The following is a 22,209-nucleotide window of genomic DNA, read 5'->3' on the forward strand; positions in this document are numbered from 1 at the left end:
GCGGGTGTGCGCATCCCCCGGCGCTGAGTGTCAGTAACTGGGGATGAGTACACGGTCATTAAGCGCTGCGGCTTTCGGTATCGAGGATAGAGCGCCGCCTCTCTCCAGACGGAGGTTCTTTCATCATGTGCTCCTTATTCGCGTGGTTAAACCGCTACCGCTGGTGCGATCTGCCAGTGCACCGCACTGACGCTCTTTTCCAGACTGATACGGCAGACAATATTTTCTATTTCCCGCTGTGCGGCGGGGAAAGCCATCACTTCAGCGCTCACTTCAAGATGCCCAGGCCGGGCAATGTCGGCGCTATAAAGCGATTGCAGGCGCAGCGCCATGCCGTTGAGCGCCTGCAAAATCAGGGTGCGAACCAACACTTCATCTTCGCTGCCGCAGACGATCTGAATGCGGTAGCGCTGTTCCGTTTCACTGTCTGCGGTGCGAGGTTGCATATTGATGCGCTGGGCCGCCTCACGCAGCAGGATGTTGGCGCAGAGTAATACCAGCGTCGCCAGCGTGGCGTTAGCGAACTGCCCAAGACCGCAAAGCACACCCACCGCTGCGGAGCACCATAGCGTGGCGGCGGTATTCAGCCCGGAGACATTCAGCCCCTGGCGCATAATCACCCCCGCGCCGAGAAAACCGATGCCGGAAACAATCTGCGCCGCAATGCGACCGGGACTGTCTGGCGAAGTACTTACGGAACTGAGAATAAAAATTGCCGCGCCGGTCGCGACCAGCGCATTAGTGCGCAGCCCGGCCATACGCTGACGCCACTGGCGTTCAGCGCCAATAATCGCCCCCAGCGTTACCGCCAGAGCCAGATGCAGGATAAAAGGAGTCCATGCCATTTTCGTTGTCCTCATTGTCGTCTCACGACGGGAATTCAGGTGCGCAGACGCGCACCGCCAGGTTAGAGCGTGCGCTGGCAGCCTGGAGGAAACAGATGATGACGTTGTGGTGTGATCGGTAAATGACGCATAAGCAATCCCATTCTGGCCAGGGCCAGGAGGTTCAGATATCGAAATTCGGGATGCGACAGCTCAGAAGAGATGAAACATAGCCCGCCGTTTTACGGCAGGCTCACAAATGGCGTGCGCCTGCCTGTTATAACGCTTGAGTTACAGGGTGACTGTCCAATTGTGGGCTCCATTTGAGAAAGTGGTCGAATTCTAGCCCCACCGGCAAAGATTGTAAATATTGATAATAGTCACTTTCGTAAACCGTTTATCAACACAGAGAGAATAGTCTCATTTCTTCCCGTCAGAGGATAAGCAGCCTGAATAGCCAAAAATCGCGCAGAGCGATCAATTATTAACCATAAAGTCGCCTGTATTGCTGCCAGCTCACTTTTATTTAGCGCTTTTGCAGTGATTAAAACCAGAAAATAGCGTTTTAACGCTGCCATATAGGTACAAATATGACGTATTGAAAATTATCCTCTTTTCGACCACTACAAGCGGCAGAAGCGGGCTTCTGCACCATTGAATGCAGCCAGGCCTGTGCGTAAGATTCTGTATTCATCGTTTACAAACAGATAAGAATAAACATATGCAAGCCACCATCGCCCCCTCTATCGACGCCGAAGCCCCACCCGTCAACTCACGCGGTAAAGTGATGGTCGCCTCACTGGTCGGAACGGCTATTGAATTCTTCGACTTCTATATTTATGCCACCGCCGCCGTGATCGTTTTCCCACATATCTTCTTCCCACAGGGAGATACCACCGTCGCCACGCTCCAGTCGTTGGCCACTTTCGCTATTGCCTTTGTTGCGCGCCCGATTGGCTCCGCCTTATTCGGCCACTTCGGCGATCGTGCCGGACGCAAAGTGACGCTGGTTGCCTCACTGCTGACGATGGGTATCTCAACCGTTGTTATCGGCCTGCTGCCGGGTTACGACAGTATCGGTGTGTTCGCCCCACTGCTGCTGGCGCTGGCACGTTTCGGTCAGGGGCTCGGACTCGGTGGTGAATGGGGAGGCGCAGCTCTGCTGGCGACCGAAAATGCCCCGGCGAAAAAGCGTGCGCTGTACGGATCGTTCCCGCAGCTCGGTGCGCCTGTCGGCTTCTTCTTTGCCAACGGCACCTTCCTGCTGCTCTCCTGGCTGCTAAGCGAAGAGCAGTTTATGAACTGGGGATGGCGCGTGCCGTTTATCCTTTCTGCCGTACTGGTACTGATTGGCCTGTATGTGCGTGTGTCGCTGCATGAGTCGCCGGTCTTCGCCAAAGTACAAAAAGAGAAAAAACAGGTAAAAATACCGATTGGCACCCTGCTGAGCAAGCATTTGGGCACCACCGTTATCGGTACTTTTATTATGCTGGCGACCTATACGCTTTTCTACATCATGACAGTCTATTCAATGACTTATGGAACCACCCCAGCGCCAAATGGCTTAGGGATCCCGCGTAATACCTTCCTGTGGATGCTGATGCTGGCGGTGATAGGTTTTGGTGTGATGGTGCCGATCGCCGGGCTGCTGGCGGACCGTTTTGGTCGCCGCAAGACGATGATTGTGATTACGCTGCTGATTATCGCTTTCTCATTGATTTTCCCGTCAATGCTGGGTTCCGGTAATCAGGCGCTGATTATGGCCTTTTTGCTGTGCGGCCTGAGCATCATGGGGCTGACCTTTGGCCCAATGGGCGCGCTGCTGCCGGAGCTTTTTCCTACCGAGGTACGTTATACCGGGGCCTCTTTCTCATATAATCTGTCGTCTATTCTGGGTGCTTCCGTAGCACCGTATATTGCTACCTGGTTAGCGCACACATACGGGCTGTTCTACGTGGGGATATACCTGGCGGCGATGGCCTGTCTGACGCTGGTGGCGCTCATCATATGTAAAGAGACGCGCCACGCCTCGCTGTCTGATTAAAACACGGTGACTTCGGGGCAACCGGAAACGGGTGCCCCGACCCATTCAGTGAGTTTTGCGCCCCGTCGTGCCGGGCTTATTTTGCTTTCATCTGCTGTAATACACGGGTGCACTGGTTTTCGTCGTTATCGCTGGGCGAGATCAGCGCCAGTAGCGCGGCGGCCGGCGCCACCACCGTGCCCAGTGCCACGGCAGCGGCACCACGGGCCAGCAGCGAACCGACTTTCACCCCGGCATCCGGGTTTTTAAAGGTGCCGCGCACGTAGAGCGGTGAACGCAGGGTAATAATCCTGATGCCTTTACTCTCCGGGTTAATCGACAGATCCAGACGTTCGTTCGCAAAGTTGGTGCTGCCGGTAACATTGATAATCGCGTTTTCGGTATCGAACACCAACAGACGCGACGAAGCCAGCCCCTGTTTCACCTGCAAATCGGCGGCGGCGCAGTTGATTTTCACTTCATCATCGCCAAACAGTTTGCCCACTACGAAGTTACCGACGTTAAGACCGACTATCTCCATCAGGCTGCGGCTGATAAGACCATCGTTCATCAGCAGTTTTAGGTCGCCATTGCTGGTGGCAAGCAGGTCAGCCACCGAGTTGCCACGCCCATTCAGGCTGGCATCACCGTTTATCTGACCCAGCGCGCTGCGCATAGCGGCTACGTCGGGGAACAGTTGGCGCAGCTTGAGATGACGCGCATGCAGATCGACTCGTCCCTCCATCGGCGACCGATCGCCCTGTAAGCGCACGGTGGCATTGAGGCTACCGCCTGCAATACCGAAACGCAGCGGGTCGAGCAGCAGATCGCCATTTTTAAGGATCAAATGCGTCGACAGATCGCTAATCGGTAGCGAACTGCTGTGCTCAATGCGCTTGCCACGGAAACGCACATCGGCATCCATCGCCTTCCAACTTTGCGTGTCGAATTTGTCATGCGGCAGCACGCGGTCAGCAGGTTGAGTGGACTTTTCGCCGCGCTGCGCTTTGGCCCGTGCCGTTTTCGCGCTGTCTTTACCCGAGTTAACGCCGATCAGTGGCCCAAGATCGGCCATGCGCAGCTGAAGCGACTCCAGCGTCCCCTGCAACTTAGGCCGGGGGTTGCCCTGACTGTAGGCGAGCGAGCCACGAATATCGCTGTCGCCGATATGCCCATTAAAGTTCTCATAGCGGAATACAGCTCCGTCCGGCTGCTGAAAACGCGCTGTCAGATGGCCATCAGTTTCATAGGGCGGCGTATCAGGCAGTAGCACGCCGGTCAGCCCGTAGAGGTTAGCCAGCGTGTCGCCGGAGAAACGCAGACGGAGATCCACCCCACCCAGATTCATCGGGTCCTGCACGGTGCCTGCTACGCGCACGCGGGTGGTGCCATTGCGCACATCGGCCGCAATGGGGAATGGCGTGTTCTGGCTGCGCAGTGACAACATGCCGCCAATTTTGCCCTCACCACTCAATTTTTCATTGTTGTATGTGCCGCTGGCGCGCAGGCCGAAAACAAAGTCGGCCGCGCCTTTTTGCTTATCATCGCCGCCAGCCAGCTGGGCATAAGGCACTGGTTTGCCCAGTGGGTCGACCACCACCTGCACATCGGCTTTATTAATGGCATCACGATAGCGGATGGTTCCGCGATCGAAGGCGATATTATCGAGGCGGAAAGACCATGCGGAGGGAGCCTGACTGTCCTTCGGGTTATCGCTGCTGGCGAGGTCAAACGTCCAGTTATTTTTTCCATCGGCATTCTGCACCAGCTTAGCCTCTGGCTGTTGCAGTTTGATCCACGGCAGGTAAATTTGCTGGCTTAACAGCGCCAGCGGGGAAATGGTCGCGTCTATCCGTCCCAGGTGGATCATGGTGACGTCGGGTACGTTAGGTGGATTACCTAACATGATGTCCTCTGCATGTACCTGCGGCCAGGGCACCCAGCTGCGCCAACCGGGTTCACTGCGGTTACGCTGCCAGCTCACGCCAAGATCGCCACGAATAGCAAACGGGCGGTTGATCTCCGTCGAAACTTTCCGATTGATGGTGGGTTTCAGGCGATTCCAGTCAAACCACGCGACCACCGCAACAATCACCACCACGAGCAATAAAAAAATTCCGCCAATACTGCCTATAACTTTTCCCGTACGCGACATGCATGGTTCTCCTGATAGCTATCCGTCTCTGGTCAAAGCATAGTCGAGACGTCAGTACATGCCATCAGACAAAATGCATTGGCAGGGTATCCAGTCGGTCAAACGGTATGGGGCGGGAGAATAGATAGCCCTGGGCAGCGCAGGCGGGAGAGTGACGCACCTGTTCCCACTCTTCACGGGTTTCGACGCCTTCAACAATCACGCCTTTACAGTAGCGACTAATCAGCACCAGCAACACATCAAACAGATTGCGCCCCTCTTGGCTGGCGCGCAGCAGAATAAACAGCTCACGTGCCAGTTTGATGTAGTCATACTTTAGCTCGGTCAGGGCAGAGAAATTCGCCATACCCGATCCAAAATCATCCAGCCACAGGGGAACGAGTTCCGACATTTGCGTTACGATAAGTTCCTGCGGCAACGAATGGTGTTCCACCAGTTCAAAGCGCACCCACGGGCAGCGTGCAATCAGCTGGCGCACTCTGTCATCGTGGCGAATAGCTAACAGGGTCGCCCCATCGATATTGACCGAGGCAACCAGGTCCTCACTGATAAATTTTCTTTCCCATCTAACCAGCAATTCCAGCTGTTCGGCGATGATGTTCAGGCGCTGCGCGATGCCAAGTTTGGCAAAATAAAGCTCTGGCGACACGTTCTGGCCCGGGGCGGTCGGATGGAACACCGCAGTGAGCAACTCAATGGCCATCAGACTTCCGTTCATCCGATAAATCGGCTGGAAATTATAGGAACGCTGACATTGCTGCCAGTATCTATATTCTCTCAGCAGACCTTGTTCGACGATTGAGGAAGGAAGCCGGTGGCTGAGGCTATTCAGCACCATTAATATGATCCTATATCTGTGAAACCGCCTTCATGCGGCATCCCCTGTTGCAAGTATCGGCAACGTCTTAGAGAACTTTATCCACCATACCGCCACTTTAAACCCGCTCATGGTAATGCAACCGCGCACGTTTCAATCGCCAAAACACGCCTACCTTAGGATGTTTCATCCTTGGTTAGCCGCGTTAACGACAATGAAAACCGATGTTAAATAACCGATCGGATTTATTTAGCGCGCGTTGGCGGCTGATTGAGGCTGAAGCGCGGTTGCGATAATAGCCAGCAGTCCCGCTGCGCATCCAGCACGGCCCCACGCGCTGCGCCGCCCTCGGGTAGCGTCCATGTCGTCTGGCGAATAGCCTGCTGATAACGATCGCTACCCAGCTGATTATCCGCCTGTGATAACAGCGGGATCAGGCGCACGCTGATATGATCTACGCTACGCCACGGTTTACTGCCATCACTAAACGGCGTCATAAAATCGAGCGCATTCAGCAGCGTTACCTGTTGCGTGGTGCGATAGTGCCACAGATCTCCGTCTACGCTATGACGTGCCAGCCCGGCCAGCACCGTCAGCGCCTGCAAATTAAACCCGCTGTAGTGGAAGGAGCGGGTGCCTACTGCTGTTGCAGCAACCGCTTATTCAGCGCCAGTTCGTCGTGATTAAGAAAGGCATACTCCTGCGCGCCCGATGCAAGGCGGCAAAAAACCGCCAGTAGCAGTAGAACGATGTGGCACAGCACAGATTGCATGATTACCCCCGGCAACGACCCTGCAATAAAGCATAGCCTTTGCAGAGCGCTGCGATCGAAACAGGCTGAATCGTGCGCTGGCAAGATCCGAAAGGTAAATGGGATTGAGGAGATGAACTGGCGCAATCAGGGGAGCCGCTGGCGGCTGCCCCTGTATAAACACTCAAGATGCGGGTGTGGCGTTCTCGCTGGTAACGGCTTCCGGGGCGGTAGCAACCGGCGTCATAATCTTCTGCCAGCTTTCCTGCAACATCTTAATATTGGTTTCCGCTTCGCCCTGAGGCTGCATCAGCACCATAGTCACATCCTGCGTAAGCTGCTGGCGTAGCTCCTGATTCAGCATATCCAGCGTCAGGCCGGCCAGAAACTTCTGACGCAGCTTCTGATACTGTTCAGGGGCGATATCCACGACGGCATTCTGCTGCGAACGCAGGCGCTGACTCATCAGTACGTTGGTATCGGTACGCGCATAGGTGGCAAACAGCTTGCCAAGCTCGGCATTTTTCTGCGCCATCAGTGCATCGAACTCATCCTGCGTCAGTCCTTTATCGCGCACGATAACCATCTCTTTGGCCATCAGCTCAAGATTGCTGGTCAGTGCCGCATTGTCGGAATCCATATTGATGGCGCACTGGGCGCGCTGATACAGCACTCGACAGTCGAAGCCAACCTGCATTCCCGGCGTTTTTTTATCGCTCAGCGTTCGCTGCACATGCCAGAACAGCACTTCACGCGCCAGATCGCTCTGCCAGTAACGCAGCAGGCTGGACGATTCGCGAATGGGTGCCCACGGGTTATCCCATACCAGAGACAGACGATCCTGTCCGAGAGCATTGTTAACCAGATTAACCGGTTGTTGCAGCAGAGGAGAGAGGGTTGGCATCACTGCCGGCTGTTCGCGTTTGCCTTGCAGCGGAGAGAACGTTTTATTGATTTGCTCCGCCAGGCTGCGGCTGTCGACGTTGCCCACCACAAACAGCGTCATGGCATCCGGCGTATACCACTGCTTATAAAAGGCGTTGAGCTGGGCAAGATCGACGGGTTGTTTCACGGCGGCAGCCGGGTCGTGCGCCAGCATAGCCGAGCCTTTCAGACGATAACGCCACCAGACATCCTTTGGATTGCCCGGCCACGTTGCGATGGGGTCATCAGCATTAATCGCCGTATCCACTATTTGCTGATTAATGGTCATATCACCTGCCGTTGCCGCCAGCCAGTTCAAGGCTTCCTTGAGCATTTCCGGGCGGTTATTGGGCAGGCTGAGATTATACAACGTCTGGTCGTACGAGATGACAGCCGGTGGCTGTGGGTGCTGCGGATCGATGCTCTGCTGCCAGAGATAACGCTGCTGCACGGGGTTGAGCTTTGCGTTATGCACCAGCGCCAGGCGTGGTAAAAGATGGCTATAGCCTTCCTGCTGGGCGCTTTCCACCATCGATCCGCTATTGACCATCAGGCGGATCTCAACACGGTCACTTGGCCGTTGAGGCGTAGTGAGCAACTGCCAACTGAAACCGTTTTCCAGCTTTCCCTGTTGCCAGGCGGGGTCGGGTTGCAGCGTTTCAGCCTGCACAAAACCGGCTGCTGCCAGCAATATTCCCCCAACCAATAGACGAATTCTGGTGTCCTGCATGTGAACCCCTACTCAATCACTAACTCAAATACATCGCGGGTAAACGACGGCCTGCTGCTATCACGCGATGAGATATACCCGCTCTGTTGCCTGTCGCTCAAATTATTTTGGGTACAACTCAGGAAAGCCGCTGTTTTTTAAGGAACAGCTTCTTAGACCACGTATCGACAAAGATGTCACACAGCGGCATGAAATTTCTTAAAACAGATGGGGTTATTATGCAAATGCCCGCCGTGAGGGCAAGTCACGACGGGCATTTGTCGATGTTTTTCACAAATTAACTGCGGGTTACGTGATTTCAGGCGGTTTTTACGGCATTTTTTCTGTTTACCAGCGTCTCTTTTAGCTGCTTCTCATCCAGCTGACCCACCCACTTAGCCACCACCACGGTCGCCACGCCATTACCGATCAGATTGGTCAGCGCTCGGGCTTCGGACATAAAGCGGTCAATACCGAGGATCAGCGCCAGGCCCGCCACCGGCAGATGCCCCACCGCAGACAGCGTGGCCGCCAGAACGATAAAACCACTGCCGGTCACGCCCGCAGCGCCTTTCGAAGAGAGCAACAGCACCACCAGCAGGGTGATCTGGTGCCAGATATCCATATGGCTATTGGTTGCCTGGGCGATAAAGACAGCCGCCATCGTCAGATAAATCGACGTCCCGTCAAGGTTGAAGGAGTATCCGGTCGGGATAACCAGACCCACCACCGATTTCTTACAGCCCAGGTTCTCCATCTTGGTCAACATGCGTGGCAACGCCGATTCCGATGAGGATGTGCCAAGTACGATCAGCAGCTCTTCTTTGATATAGGCGATAAATTTGAAGATGTTAAAGCCTACCGCACGGGCAATCAGCCCAAGCACCACCACCACAAACAGCAGACAGGTGATATAGAAGCAGACGATCAGCTGGCCGAGCTGAACCAGAGAACCCACCCCGTACTTACCAATGGTGAAAGCCATCGCGCCGAAAGCGCCGATCGGAGCCAGGCGCATAATCATATTGATGATGCCGAAAATAACGTGGGCGAAGCTGTCGATAAAGTTAAATACCAGCGTGCCTTTATCGCCCATGCGGTGCAGCGCAAAGCCGAACAGAATAGCGAACAGCAGCACCTGCAAAATATTGCCGCTGGCAAAAGCACCAATGACGCTGCCGGGGATCACATCCAGCAGGAACGCCACCACGCCCTGCTGTTCCGCCTGATGGGCATACAGCGCCACCGCTTTGGCATCCAGCGTGGCCGGATCAACGTTCATCCCCGCGCCGGGTTGCAGCACGTTGACCACCACCAGACCGATAATCAGGGCAATGGTGCTGACCACCTCAAAATAGAGCAGCGCCACTGCACCGGTGCGCCCGACGGCTTTCATACTTTCCATACCGGCAATCCCCGAGACAACGGTACAGAAGATCACCGGGGCGATAATCATTTTAATCAGCTTAACAAAGCCATCACCCAGCGGTTTCATCTGTGCGCCCAATTCAGGATTGAAATGGCCAAGCAGGACACCGATAGCGATAGCAGCCAATACCTGGAAATAGAGGCTTTTGAACAGAGAGGTTTTCATAGAATTTCCGTTAATCGCTTTAGTTATTATCAGAGGAAAGATAACGCGAAAGTAACACCGGATTAACGGGATAGATATATGGTGCGCGGGGCCGCCACCCGGCATAGCTCATTTTTATGAGCTGAATCACTTCAGTTGAATCTTGTAAAACTAAAGAAAGTAAGGACGTGCGAAAAAAAACCCGCTGCACCCTTCAGGCATTGGACAGATAGCGTCGATTAAACTGCGGCACTGGCAGCGCTTCCGCATAGAGATACCCCTGACCGTAGTGGATACCACAGGCCAGCAGCCGCTCACGCTGCTCTTCGGTTTCGACGCCTTCCGCAATCACGTCCAGCTTAACGATCCCGGCAATCGCCGCCACAATGCGCACCATCGTGTCATCGAAGGGCAGCGCCGCGACAAAACTACGGTCCATCTTCAGTTTGTCTATCGGCAGGGTTTTGAACTGATTGAGCCAGTTAAGGTTGGCATAACCCATGCCAAAATCATCCAGCGCCACGGCAACGCCGGTCTTTTGCAGCTCCTGTAACAGTTGCAGTGCCTGTTCTGGCTCGCCGATCTGGGCAGTTTCAGTAATTTCCACCACCAGGCCGCCGGGGCGAATATCATGGCGCTGGATCAGGGCCTGCAAATGGGTCACCATCGCCGCTTCACGCAGCTGGATAGCGGACAGATTAACGCTCAACGTCAGTTCGCAGCCTCTCTGTTGCCAGAGCGCCAGGATGCGGCAGGACTCTTCAAATACCCAGCGCCCAAGGGCGGTGATCACGCCAATTTCTTCCGCGTTGGCAATTAAATCCCCCGGCAAAGACCAGTTACCATCAGCCTGACGCATACGCAACAGCGCCTCGGCTCCTACCAGTTGGCCGCTGCGCATATCCACCTGCGGCTGTAACCACAGCGAAAACTTTTCCTCTGCCAACCCCTGTAAAATGTCATGTTCCTGGGTTAATCGCTTTTGCGCGCGCTCGGTCTGCAGCACATCAAAAAACAGGACCTGATTTTTCCCCTGGTGGCGCGCCGACATCATCGCCGAGACGGAACGCGCCAGCAGTTCGTCCGCCCTGAAGCCAGCTTCACGTTGCGCGATACCGATGCTGACATTAGGCCGCAGCTGCATGTGCTGGAGCTGCACCGGTTGATTAAGCGCCAGCATCAGGTTACGCGCCAGCCGCAGGGCGCGGAAGGGATTGTTGGCTCGCTTAATCAGCAGTGCAAAATCACCAATGGACAGCTGTGCCAGAACCGTACGATCGTCAATACAGCGACGAATTTTGCCCACCAGCGTCAGCAGCAACGCATTGCGCTGCTCGTCGGTAACCAGGCCATTCGTTTCCAGCAACGTTTCAATACGCACGACCATCACCGTAAACACACCCGTGCTACTCACTGCGCACAGGTGCTGTTCCAGCAAAGCCAGAAATAAGGTTTTGTTCGGCAGATCGCTCAAGGCAAAGCGGGTGCTCTGACGGCTCATCTCATCATACATGGCGCACAGCGCCTGCTGATTGCGATTATAGTTGCGGATGAGAAGACCTATCTCGTCATTACGGTGATACTTAGGCAGTGCCAACTGATGTGTCACCACCTGTTGGGGAGTGAGGTCCTGCAAAGCATTCGCCATATTGCGCAGCGGGCGCACCATCAGTCGATTAATGCACCAACTGATAGAGACTGACAGGATCAGCGCCAATAGCAGATAGGCCGTGACCATTGTCGAGACGGCACTGAGGATAAATTGATAAACACGCCACGAATCCGCCTGCAACACCAAAAATGCCAGTGGTTTCGGGTTAGCCGGTTCGACCGAGTAGAGCGGTACGGTGATCTGCACCGGCAGTTCAAACAGTCGGGCGATAAAGCGAGGTATCGGTTTTTCGACGGCAAACTCGGAATGCAGCGCCTGTAAGCCATTGGGTAATACCACTTCCGCCCGCGCAAGTATCCCGGCCGGCCCCAGAGAATTCAGGATAAATTCGGCCTGCGGGATATCCGCTTTCAATACCGCCTGCGACAGGGGATGACGCACGGTGTGCGCCACGTTTTCCATCTGCTGGGCGTAATCAATCCTGCGCTGCTGCACAAAGTGAAAAAGCTGGATAACGATAAAGATACAGACGGTGACCAGCACAACGCTGGAAATGGTCGCCATCTGCTTAATCTTTAATGAACGACTGACGCGCAAGCAAGCTCTCCGAAGCACTGAATTCGTCATTCAGCGCATTTAGGGCGAAAACAGCCCTGAGTATACCCTAAGGTAACAACTTATTAAGCTAACATGCTTTGCCCGCAGCCCTTTAAGTGTTTTCCTGGACGAAATCATCAGGTTACTCACAGAGTCGCGCAGCGTCATCCAGCGTGGAGAGTCGGGTTCACAGTCTGCTCACATCACCTCAGGCGTCATTAGCGATGTTTAAACGCCAGCCACGCCAACAGCGTCAGACTCGATGAATAATAGTCTTCGCTGGCGCTCGGCGAATCATTGAGATACCCGGTATCACCCAGCGTTAAATCACGTACCGCCAGCAGGCCACCGGCCATATTGTAAGGGGCTTTCTCATTCGTCAGCACATCAAGCCATGCCGGAGTTTGCAGGCGCGGGAACCCCAGCCAGAAATGCTGGAACGGCACCAGACGCAGAGAAGTCGCATCGTACCAGTGCAGGTACAGCGGGATGCGAATCGCATCATAGCTGAAACGCGCGGGCCAGGCGGTGGCCGGAGCCAGCGAGCCGTCGGCGTTTATCACCACCCAGTCCAGCGGCAAAGCGGTGTCGCCAAAGCGCATGTCAGTCAGTAAATCCAGCCCATCTTTAATCAGTTGATTCCACAGTTTTAAATGACTGCGCCTGGCAAAGTCACGCCACGCCGGGAAGACGAAGTAGGAGGGATTCAGCACCACGTAACTGGTTTTATTAAAGCCCTCTGCGCCAGGCAACATCAGGGTGCGGCCGCCAAAGGCGATCACGTTATGAGCGGCAATAGCCTGCTGAATACGGTCCGACTGCTGTAGCCAGCTGGCAACCTGCCACTTTTCACCCGCCAGCAGCAGCGCCCAGGCGATCAGTACATCGCCATCGGCGGCATTATTTTTGTCACTCACCGGGTCATCGACTGCCGGGTCGTATTTCCAGTAGAACAGGCCATTTTGCGGGTTAGTCAGGTTATTTTGCGTCCAACGCCACAGCTTGTCGAAGCTGCTGCGATCGTTGTAATAAACCGCCATCAGCATTGCATAGCCCTGACCTTCCGTGTGGCTGACGTTGCGATTGCCCGTGTCCTGAATGCGCCCGTCGCTGGTCATAAAGCGTGTTTTAAAACTGCTCCAGCCGTCAGCGGCAGCGACCTGGGACATTCCCAGCATCAGCGCCAACAGCATCAGGCCAGTCCTGAACATTGCCATCATCATCCCTCTCAAGCCTGATAACGAAAACGAAGTGACCCGTCATCGGTCTCTTCCTGGGACACCCCAACCTGCTCACTGCCGCCCTGGCTACGCAGCCAGCCCGCATACAGTCCGATCAGCACCGCCCCCATTGCCAGATGCCACTGGCGATGCGGCATAACGCCATCGCCCTCCGGCAGCGCACCGTGATCGATGACGATCGCGTTGTCATAGGGGTGCAGATCGACAAAGCCCCAGTTGAACCGATCCAACACCTTATTGATCCGATCCTCCAGATCGGCCACGGTGCGCGCCTCACCCAGCGGATAACGCAAGGCAAGGTTCTCACCCATCTGGCGCAAAAATGCCTGGCTTTCCAACTCACCCGCATTATCCAGCATGCCGCCGATCATCACGCTCAACAGATCGAACCAGCCCGGATGAGACTGCCGTTGTCGAAAATATTGCAGGGTGCGTTCCTGTCGTAACTGACTCATGCTTATTTGCCTCCCAGCATGTAGCGCAAGTAGAGCTGTGCCGTGCTTTCGTTATAGTCACCAAAAGTGTCATAGCCGAGCTGGCCGCCGATGGTCACGTCTTTGTTAATCTTATAGTCTGCACCAGCATGAATGTTATAGCCGATGCCGCTCTTACTGCTACCGCTGAAATGGGCTTCTTTTGCGTAGCCTGCGGTGACCATCTCTTCCAGCAGCGACTGATAATCGCCGTTATTCGGGAAGTACGCGCTGCTGTTCTGGGTATAGGATTGATAACCGACCGAACCGCCCAATTTAACCCTCAAATCGTCGTAAGTCTGTGAGAAGTCCACCGGCAACGACACGTTGATATAGTCCTGTGGACTGAAGTAGCCGCCCTGGCCAAAACTGAAATTGCTGAGGTTTTTTGAGAAGTTCATCCAGCTGATGTTAATCCCGGTTTTCAGCTCGCGATCGCTAAAGTGAAACGGGCGCACATAAACCCCGGTGTTAGCCATTAATGCATGATTGCTGGCGACGTTTTCACCTTTATAGCTGTAGCCACCGCCCCCGACATAAAAGCCGCTATCACCATCATCGTAGCTCAACAACGCGTTAGCACCGTTTTTGGTGACCTGTCCCCAGCTCTTTCCAGAGTATCGATCCTTCACACCCACATAGGAGAGCAAACTGTCGGTCACCGCACGGCGTTCACCGGTCAGGATCAGCGTCAGATAGTCCGTCAGTTTTGGCGACCATTTAATCCCGCCGACCAGCGTACTCAGATCCTGGCCGAGTGGCGTACTGCCGAGGTCGATACGGTAACTCTCGCCGCTTAACGCCAGGTTCAGTTCCACGCCGGATGCCGTCTGGGAATCTGAGGTATTGCTGCTCGCGCTATCGAGGTTAACTTTACGCGATGAGGCCGCCAGATAATTTTTGAGAGCGGTGTTGTTGTTGATCGCGTTGATATTGCTCAACCCACTGTTGGTGAACGGACTGTAATCTGCCGTGCCGATCCCATTCAGGCTATCCAACGCGGACGCGACATCAGGGTTAGCCGCGTTAAAAGCATCCACGCCGCTCGTATTGCCATTGGCGCTGTCCGTGGCCCGCAACGCTTTAAGGTAATCCTGTTCGTTTTTGATGTTCTGGATCTGATTGGCCACCGCGACGCCAGCGGCCCCGGTCCCCAGACGGCGATAAGCGTCGCCGCTGGCGCTGCCCGCGCTTAGCGTCATCGGTGTGACGGTAAAGTCGACACGCGCATCGCCCAGCGGTGAACTGGACCAGGTGAGCGGCGCTTTGGCTTCATTCAGCTTACTCAAACCATCTTCACCATCGCGACCACGGATCTGTACCCCGGCCTGTGCCCAGGTGCCGCTCTCTGCCTGCAAAGAATCCATCATGGTATCGATCTGGCGTAACGTCTGATTCTCCGTGCTGGCAACCTGCGTACCGCCGCCGCTGACGCCATCAATATTGCGGTAGTCACGCGCATCCGCTGCACGTTGCCACGGCAGGGCATTGCCATAGATCGAAGGAGACGAGCTGGCTGACAGCCTGGTACGGTTGATAAACGGGTTATCCGCCAGCGCCAAACCGCCAATGTCGACACTACCGCCGAGATGACTGCCCTCCAGCCCCAGCATTTTAGCTTTCGCGCTGCGCAGATAGCCCAGCGCCTGGTTGCGGTCGCCGCCGGCTTCTGATACTCGCGCCAGTAGCAACAAACGCGGCGCTGAAGGTTCCCCGCGCAGACCTGCGGCCAGCTCACGCGCTTTCGCCACGTCATTCAGCGCCAACGCGGTATTGATCGCCCCTTCACGCGCCTCCTGACCCGGCATATCCCGCGTCATCAGATAGTTGTAAACCACCGCCGCTTCTTTATTCATTTTGCCGGCCTGATACAGGCGCGCCATCGCAAACATCAGGTCACCGTTCTGCGGATCGTGTTGCAGAGCGCCAATCAGCTTGTCATAGGCGGCGGCATACTGTTTGCGTTCGCGCAGTGCATCCACCTGATTGATCAACGCGCCGTTACGAAGCCCTGCCAGCTGCGCGCTGGTACTGCGTGTCTGCAATTCGGGATCGTTAATAAAACTTTGCGCTTCCGCGCCCAGTCCGGCCCGATCCAGCACCGCCAGCTGTGCCGCATAATCCCCCGCATTGCCCTGTACGCCGCGCTGCATATTGCTACGCACGACCGACACCGCCGTGGAGAGATCGCCAGCCTGCGCCAGGTCTGTCGCCAGGTGGCCAGCATCAATAGGGTTGTGCGGTGGATTAACCGCCAGCGCTCTCAGGGTATTGGCCGCTGCCGCCGTAGCCCCCTGGGCCAGGTAACGCCGGGCCACGACCATCTGCTGGTTAACATTCGCACGCTGCGCCAGATCGCGCATACCCGTGCTCTGATTGCGGGGTGGAATGCGCGACAGCAGGCTTTGCGCCTGCGGCCAGGCATCGTTTTCGCTGGCAAGCAGCGCGGCAGCATAGATTTCATTGCTGCTGGCCCCGGGGCGAAAAGCAGGCTGCATCACGTCAGCCGCTGCGGCCATGTTACCCTGCTGCTGATAGATACGCGCCAGGTCGAGACGTACCCAGCCATCGCCCGGAAAACGCTGCAACCCCTGTTGCAGGATACCCATTGCACGCTGCGCATCCCCTGCCGCCAGCTGCCGTTGTGCTTCGCGCCGCAGAGGATCGCTGGTCTCTACCGGGCGTGGCGTCACGGCCTGACGGACGCTGGCTGGCAGTGACGCCAGCAGGGTGTTGGCTTCAGCGCTACGATTTTGCTGACGCAGCACGTAAAACAGCCCCTCTCGCGCCTGACGGTTAGCCGCATCGCTGGCCAGCACGCTGCGATAGATCGACTCCGCCTGGTCCGGCTGATGATTAAGACGCAGTACGTCAGCGCGGAACAACTTCGCCGCCGTGCCTTTTTCACCTTCCGCCTGCGCCAGCGGCGCGCTCAGACTCAGCGCCTGTGCGCTGTCGCCGGATTTCAACGCCTGTTGCGCGTTAGCTAACTGAGCGTAGAAACGTGCATCGTCTGCCTGCTGCTGATGCTGCTGGCTGTCGTTACCACCGAGTTTCGCCGCACGCTCCAGGTAATCCGCCGCCTGGGAATAGTGACCGCTGCGCTGCGCTGCATAGCCAAGCCCCGCCAGCGCATCCGCATCCTGCGGGTTAGTTTGCAATACCTCGCTGAAGGCGCTCTGCGCACCCGGGATATCGCCACTGTTCAGCGCGCTAAAGCCCTGGCTTTTCTCAGCTGCACCGACATTTTTCCGATAGTAGTCGATCACCTCTTCGTCGCGCGGATGACGCTGCTGGAAATTCTGGTACAACGGCGCGTCAGCGGGCTGGGGGCCAAGCCAAAGCAGCGCCTGACGCAGAGAACGATCGGCATCGGTATTGCCCTCTGCCAACGCTTCCAGCACCTGTAAACCTTCACGCCGGGTGGACTCCTGGTAAGTTAGCGCTTTGCCAAGAGCCAGTTTCGCACCGATATCCTGCGGATGACGGGCAGAGAACTGCCGCAGGTTATCCACCGCCTGCGGCAGCAGGCTGCGGTCACCGGCCATCGTCAGGTAATACTCGGCCGCTACGCTGGCCGGAGGTTCGTTACTGCTGAAAATATTACGCCAGGTTTGCAGCGCCGCAGCGGTGTTGCCGCTGCGTGCCTGTTGACGAGCCAGCGCCAGCTGTGCCGCCGGAAGGGTTCGCAGATGAAGGGCATTATCCAAATCGGCCAGACGTGCTTCCTGCGCCGGAAGCTGACCCAGTCGGGCGCGCCATTTGGCCGCTTCACTGGCATCCCCTTTCTGCTGTGACCAAAGAGCCATCAAATACAGCGCCTGCGCGTTGTTTTCGTCGACCAGCAGGACTTTTTGCAGCACCTCATGCGCTAAATCATCATGGGCTTTCTGATGCCAATAGTTGGCCTGATCGAACAGCGCGCGGAGTGCCGGATTGTCATACGCCGCCCATACCGGTAACGCCACCATCGATAACACCAGGCCGCTGCCAATCGCGTGAAGAGAGTTGTTTTTCATCATTCTTTTTTCTCACCAGAGGCACTCTGTTGATCCCCTGGATGCAGACGACGCCACGCATGGCGCTCCAGCAGAACCCAGGCACTCAAGCCGACAATGGCTGAACAGAACAGCGCCAGCAGTGACAGCAGCACCGCATGCTGGTTGGCATACCACACCACCCTCATGTACCACGGCATTTCCCCACTCGGAAACTGTGCGCTCACGCGGAAGCTGCGAATACCGTTTTCATCGGTGATGATCGCCGTGTCACCCCGGATACCGGCGTTGATCCTCCTCGAGGTCATATCGTTATGCAGACGCGACAGCTGATTGTCATCGGTCGCCACGGTCATCACCACCAGACGGCCGGGATTCCACGGTGAGCGGTAGCTGATAAAACCACGCCACTCCTCGTTAGAAGAGAGATAACGGTCTGCGTCCAGCGTCTGACGATCCCAGTCACCGTTCAGCCAGCCGCGCAGCTTATTCAGCATATCGGGGGCTTTGACGCCAAGCGTATGGTTATTGAGATCATAGGGCGAGTCGGCCAACATCTGCTGGTTAAAAACGCTCTGCCCCAGCGTGGAGACGGCCAAAATATCGCTGTTCTCCAGACGTTCACGCCGTGGGCCGCCGGGCGGGATACCAAACATCACGCTGTTGTGGGACAGCGCCACGCCGGTGGCATTACCGGAACGACCTGCCATATCCAGCAAGGTGCTGATTTCGCCATTAGACGGCTTTTCAGGCAGCATCAGCACGGTTTGCGAATAGTCGGCAAGGCGAGAAAATGGGAAAGATGCGCCGACGAAATAGGCGAGGTTCGGCAGTAGCGTAAAATGACGCGTATGGCTGAGATCGATATAGGAGTCGCCCTCAATGCGGCTCTTGATATTGTTGTTAGCCAGTACGCTACAGGGGGCGTTATCCTTTGGCTTAATATCGAAATAGAGCTGCATCTGGTTGTCACCGTAGATCAGATACGGGTCCAGCCGCAGCGTATAGTGTTCCTGCCGTGCATCGCCACCGAGACGGTGCCAGAGACTCTCCAACAGGCCGACTTTGTTCACCGTCAGGTTGCGCAGGAAGGTGCCGTTCAGCGTGACATTCAGCAGCGAGTTTTCTTCATCAATCCAGCTTTCTGACGGGAAGCGATAGTTGAGATGCACGGGAACGCTGTCACCATCCCACAGGAACAAATCTGGCGCGGCACGGAAATTGACGCGCAGCGCATCATGCCAGATACCGGTGTTCGTCAGGCTCTGATCTTGACGCAGCAGCTCGCTAAGGCGTACCGGGCGATCGGTGTCGATCCAACGCGGCGCATCATACGGCTTGCGCAGCGGTATATTCTGCTGTGCGACCGCCAGTTGGGGCGCGTCCAGTTCCAGTGGTTGCAGCAGACGCCAGGTCGCCTGACGCAGCCCGTCATCATCCTTACCCATCACCAGTAACAGCTTATACGCCGGGTTGTTCGGGTTATCGATAAGTTGCAATGACGGGCCTTCACCGTTGGGCAACGTCAGACTGCCAATTCTTTCGCCGGGATGACCAAAAACTACCCCATCTTGCTCCGGCAGATCTCCACGTATCACCGGGAAGCTGACACCCCGATAATCGGCCTGAATCCCCATCCAGGAGGCAAGTATCGCCGCCGCGCTCACCGTTCCCGGGGTGACATGCTGACCAAAGGTCATCACCACGCTGGCCGGACTCATGCGCAACGAATCGATAAACGGACGCGGGAAATGGCGCAAACTGTTGCCGGTGTTCAACAGTAGCCCTTCCAGCGACAGCCTGGATTGCGGCAGGATCGTCACCTTATTGAGCCGTGCGCTGTCGCGCTCACACATCAGCCTGTCGGCAACATTGATTTTAAAGCTCAGATTGTTGCGGGAAACTACCATCGCCGCCGGGATTTCCAGCTCGTACTCTTCGCTGGCGTTGTCCGTCGCGCTCAGCGGCAGCGTACCCAGCGGCTGACCATTCAGCATCAGTTGCAGCGACACATTGCGCGCCCCCAGCGCCGGCGAGACTTTTAGCAGCAGGTTAAACCGTGCATGAGTGACCACCCGATCGTTCGGAATGGTAAAGATAATACCTGCCTGTAGCTGCCCCCCATTCAGAGTCACCCCTGAAGTTTGCCCCATATCCGCCACGCTAATGGTGCTGGAGATCGGCTGAACTTGCGCGGTCGTCGGCGCAACAGGCGCATCATCGATCATGGCAGGCAGCGGGGGTAGCCCATCTGGCGCGGGTGCAGCGGAACCGACATCCGCCGGAGGAGGAATATCCGCCAACGCGCCGCTGTTCTGGGTCACGCTGGCAGGTTCTGCCTGAGCGCCGCAAAAGGTGAGCGCCGCGCACAGCCACAGTGTGCGCACGATACGTTGCTTCATGCCACACCCTGCTCTTTTATTTGCGCCTGACGTTTTTTCTTCGCCCGGCGGTCTTTCCATGACAGCCAAAACAGTTCAAATACGGTACGAATAATATCCACCAACGAACGCAGCGGATTATCTTTGTATTCCGACGTTTTAAGCCACGCATCCGCACGCGACAGCACCACGCGCACCAGCTCACGCCGCCGTGCAAGCGGCATTTCCTCAAACCGCAGGCGGATCACACCTTCGTGCGCGTCGACATACTGCACCGGCAGCGAGATGGTGGCGGAATACAGGATCACATCTATGGCTTCGATATCATCATTTTCATGACGCCCATCCGGCGCGTGGATCTGTGCACCGCCCATTGAGAGATTGATGGTATGCGTGCGCGAAGAGATGCCGCTGGCGTAGTGCACAACGGCCGGCAGATCGGCATCGATGCGGATAGTTTTGCGCACCTGCCGGGTTTCACGCGCGACGGCGATAGCAGCCATCAGGATGATCAGGCTGAAGGTCGCCCAGCCCACGTTCAGCGCAATCACATAGCGATCGACGCCAAAGTAACCCTGGGCCGTGCCGCGCACGATGCCGCTGACCACGCCAGCAAACAGTAACAGGGCACAAATAACGTGCGGTCGCACAATATTGAAGTCAAAGAAACCAACGTCAAGCAGGCCACCTTTGTCCGTCACGTTAAACTTGCCATGTTTAGGTGAAATCATCGTCAGCAGCGTAGGGATAACCAGATGGAACGCCATCACCGTTTCGTATATCTCACCCCAGAAGCTGGCGCGGAAACGGCCATTCATACGGGCATTGACGTACAGTGACATCACCAGATGCGGCAGCACGTAAGCAAAGATCAGGCTGGCCGATGAGTGAATGATATTGAGATTAAACAGCAGATAAGCCAGCGGCGCGGTGAGGAACACCACACGCGGCAGGCCGAACTGGAAATGCAGCATGGCGTTGAGATAGCACAGCCGCTGCTGCCATTTCAGGCCCCGGCCGAGCAGCGGGTTATCGACGCGAAATATCTGCGTCATGCCACGCGCCCAGCGGGTTCGCTGGATAATATGCAGCCCAAGCCGTTCAGTCGCCAGCCCGGCCGCCAGCGGGATGGCCAGAAAGGCGGTTCCCCAACCCCGGCGCTGCATTTTCAGTGCGGTATGCGCATCCTCGGTCACCGTTTCCACGGCAAAACCGCCGATCTCTTCCAACGCACTGCGGCGAATAACCGCACAGGAACCGCAGAAGAAAGTGGCATTCCAGTTATCGTTACCCTGCTGTACAGGGCCATAGAACAGCGCACCTTCATTTGGGATCTCACGCGCGGCTTTCAGGTTGCGTTCAAAGGGGTCCGGCGAATAAAAGTAGTGTGGCGTCTGTAACAGCGCCAGCTTCGCGTCTTTCAGGAAGGCCCCCACCGTTGCCTGTAAAAAGGTGCGGGTCGCCACATGGTCACAGTCAAATACGCATATCAGCTCACCTTGTGTGATTTGCAATGCGTGGTTCAGGTTACCGGCTTTCGCGTGCCGGTTGTCAGGACGGGTGATGTAGCCAACGCCAGCATCGGCGGCAAAACGCGCAAATTCACTGCGTTTACCGTCATCCAGCAGGTAAATTTTTATCTTATCCTGCGGATAGTCGATGCACTGGGCCGCCAGGACGGTATCACGCACCACGTCGAGACTTTCGTTGTAGCTGGGGACATAGACATCGACCGTTGGCCATAAGCTGACATCATCCGGTAGCGGTTCGATAGTGCGTTTAAGCGGCCAGGAAGTTTGCAAATAACCGAGGATGAGAATAAGCCAGACATACAGCTCGGCAAGAAAGAGTCCGATACCCAGAATCGCTTCTATTTCAGAATTGAAGTGCAGTGTTTCTGTCGCACGCCAGTAAATATAACGGGTCGACATCAGTGTCGACAGCACAGCCATAATCAAAGAGATTTTTTTGCTTTTACTAAAGCCTAATAAAAACAGCAGTGCAATCGAAACCAGCCCAAAAATATATTGTTTTTGGCTACCCATAGGAGCCACGACGATAACAGCAGCCAGCGGGAATAATATCAGCAACAGCAGACAAAACAGGACCTTATTCATAGGTCTTCCTGAAT

At 55.9% G+C, this 22,209-nt stretch carries 13 protein-coding genes and 1 pseudogene; 1 reads left to right on the forward strand and 13 read right to left on the reverse strand.

Annotated elements, in window-relative coordinates; all coding sequences use genetic code 11:
- Positions 1–146 precede the first annotated feature (146 nt).
- Entirely contained in the window at positions 147–845 is a 699-nt protein-coding gene (locus tag EPIR_RS17265; RefSeq protein WP_023656776.1) for an MgtC family protein, read from the reverse strand.
- A 700-nt stretch (positions 846–1,545) separates the two neighbouring features.
- Here EPIR_RS17265 and EPIR_RS17270 point away from each other — a divergent pair.
- Positions 1,546–2,868 carry an MFS transporter gene (locus EPIR_RS17270; protein WP_048698024.1) on the forward strand — a complete coding sequence of 441 codons (1,323 nt, stop codon included), beginning with the start codon at positions 1,546–1,548 and terminating at the stop codon, positions 2,866–2,868.
- Positions 2,869–2,944: 76 nt separating this feature from the next.
- Here the strand turns inward: EPIR_RS17270 and EPIR_RS17275 are convergent, their stop codons facing one another.
- The 12 genes and pseudogenes from EPIR_RS17275 to bcsA form a co-directional block, all read right to left on the reverse strand.
- Positions 2,945–5,002: an AsmA family protein gene (locus EPIR_RS17275; RefSeq protein ID WP_023656779.1), complete on the reverse strand. Its 2,058-nt coding sequence runs from the start codon at positions 5,000–5,002 to the stop codon at positions 2,945–2,947.
- 64 nt (positions 5,003–5,066) lie between these two features.
- Complete coding sequence (gene pdeH, locus EPIR_RS17280; RefSeq protein ID WP_023656780.1) at positions 5,067–5,840, reverse strand: cyclic-guanylate-specific phosphodiesterase; 774 nt, start codon at positions 5,838–5,840, stop codon at positions 5,067–5,069.
- 224 nt (positions 5,841–6,064) lie between these two features.
- A pseudogene (locus EPIR_RS17285) lies at positions 6,065–6,445 on the reverse strand (alginate lyase family protein); the annotation flags it as partial.
- 11 nt (positions 6,446–6,456) lie between these two features.
- Positions 6,457–6,591, reverse strand: a complete 135-nt coding sequence (locus tag EPIR_RS19230; RefSeq protein ID WP_277302544.1) for a hypothetical protein — start codon at positions 6,589–6,591, stop codon at positions 6,457–6,459.
- A gap of 163 nt (positions 6,592–6,754) precedes the next feature.
- Entirely contained in the window at positions 6,755–8,224 is a 1,470-nt protein-coding gene (locus EPIR_RS17290; RefSeq protein WP_023656783.1) for a M16 family metallopeptidase, read from the reverse strand.
- A gap of 298 nt (positions 8,225–8,522) precedes the next feature.
- Positions 8,523–9,797, reverse strand: a complete 1,275-nt coding sequence (locus EPIR_RS17295; RefSeq protein WP_048698027.1) for a dicarboxylate/amino acid:cation symporter — start codon at positions 9,795–9,797, stop codon at positions 8,523–8,525.
- A 193-nt stretch (positions 9,798–9,990) separates the two neighbouring features.
- Positions 9,991–11,985, reverse strand: coding sequence for a biofilm formation regulator HmsP (hmsP, locus tag EPIR_RS17300; RefSeq protein ID WP_048698029.1), 1,995 nt, complete (start codon positions 11,983–11,985; stop codon positions 9,991–9,993).
- 218 nt (positions 11,986–12,203) lie between these two features.
- Positions 12,204–13,178 (reverse strand): glycosyl hydrolase family 8, encoded by a 975-nt coding sequence (locus tag EPIR_RS17305; protein ID WP_048698055.1) that lies wholly within the window; start codon positions 13,176–13,178, stop codon positions 12,204–12,206.
- A gap of 35 nt (positions 13,179–13,213) precedes the next feature.
- On the reverse strand, positions 13,214–13,681 hold the full coding sequence (gene bcsD / locus EPIR_RS17310; RefSeq protein ID WP_023656787.1) for a cellulose biosynthesis protein BcsD: 468 nt from the start codon (positions 13,679–13,681) through the stop codon (positions 13,214–13,216).
- A gap of 2 nt (positions 13,682–13,683) precedes the next feature.
- A complete protein-coding gene (locus EPIR_RS17315; RefSeq protein ID WP_048698057.1) occupies positions 13,684–17,718 on the reverse strand; it encodes a cellulose biosynthesis protein BcsC in 4,035 nt (1,344 codons plus the stop codon).
- Positions 17,718–20,099: a cellulose biosynthesis cyclic di-GMP-binding regulatory protein BcsB gene (gene bcsB / locus EPIR_RS17320; protein ID WP_023656789.1), complete on the reverse strand. Its 2,382-nt coding sequence runs from the start codon at positions 20,097–20,099 to the stop codon at positions 17,718–17,720. Before bcsB ends, EPIR_RS17315 begins: the two co-directional genes overlap by 1 nt.
- Positions 20,096–22,195 carry a UDP-forming cellulose synthase catalytic subunit gene (gene bcsA / locus EPIR_RS17325; protein WP_023656790.1) on the reverse strand — a complete coding sequence of 700 codons (2,100 nt, stop codon included), beginning with the start codon at positions 22,193–22,195 and terminating at the stop codon, positions 20,096–20,098. Before bcsA ends, bcsB begins: the two co-directional genes overlap by 4 nt.
- Positions 22,196–22,209 lie beyond the last annotated feature (14 nt).

This window comes from Erwinia piriflorinigrans CFBP 5888, from assembly GCF_001050515.1.
GTDB lineage: Bacteria > Pseudomonadota > Gammaproteobacteria > Enterobacterales > Enterobacteriaceae > Erwinia > Erwinia piriflorinigrans.

Bases quoted from the DNA above. Each gene is read 5' to 3' on its own strand.
- pdeH (WP_023656780.1), bottom strand. From the start codon at position 5,840: ATGGTGCTGAATAGCCTCAGCCACCGGCTTCCTTCCTCAATCGTCGAA.
- EPIR_RS17305 (WP_048698055.1), bottom strand. From the start codon at position 13,178: ATGCTGTTGGCGCTGATGCTGGGAATGTCCCAGGTCGCTGCCGCTGAC.
- EPIR_RS17290 (WP_023656783.1), bottom strand. From the start codon at position 8,224: ATGCAGGACACCAGAATTCGTCTATTGGTTGGGGGAATATTGCTGGCA.
- EPIR_RS17295 (WP_048698027.1), bottom strand. From the start codon at position 9,797: ATGAAAACCTCTCTGTTCAAAAGCCTCTATTTCCAGGTATTGGCTGCT.
- EPIR_RS19230 (WP_277302544.1), bottom strand. From the start codon at position 6,591: ATGCAATCTGTGCTGTGCCACATCGTTCTACTGCTACTGGCGGTTTTT.
- bcsA (WP_023656790.1), bottom strand. From the start codon at position 22,195: ATGAATAAGGTCCTGTTTTGTCTGCTGTTGCTGATATTATTCCCGCTG.
- bcsB (WP_023656789.1), bottom strand. From the start codon at position 20,099: ATGAAGCAACGTATCGTGCGCACACTGTGGCTGTGCGCGGCGCTCACC.
- EPIR_RS17265 (WP_023656776.1), bottom strand. From the start codon at position 845: ATGGCATGGACTCCTTTTATCCTGCATCTGGCTCTGGCGGTAACGCTG.
- EPIR_RS17315 (WP_048698057.1), bottom strand. From the start codon at position 17,718: ATGAAAAACAACTCTCTTCACGCGATTGGCAGCGGCCTGGTGTTATCG.
- EPIR_RS17270 (WP_048698024.1), top strand. From the start codon at position 1,546: ATGCAAGCCACCATCGCCCCCTCTATCGACGCCGAAGCCCCACCCGTC.
- bcsD (WP_023656787.1), bottom strand. From the start codon at position 13,681: ATGAGTCAGTTACGACAGGAACGCACCCTGCAATATTTTCGACAACGG.
- EPIR_RS17275 (WP_023656779.1), bottom strand. From the start codon at position 5,002: ATGTCGCGTACGGGAAAAGTTATAGGCAGTATTGGCGGAATTTTTTTA.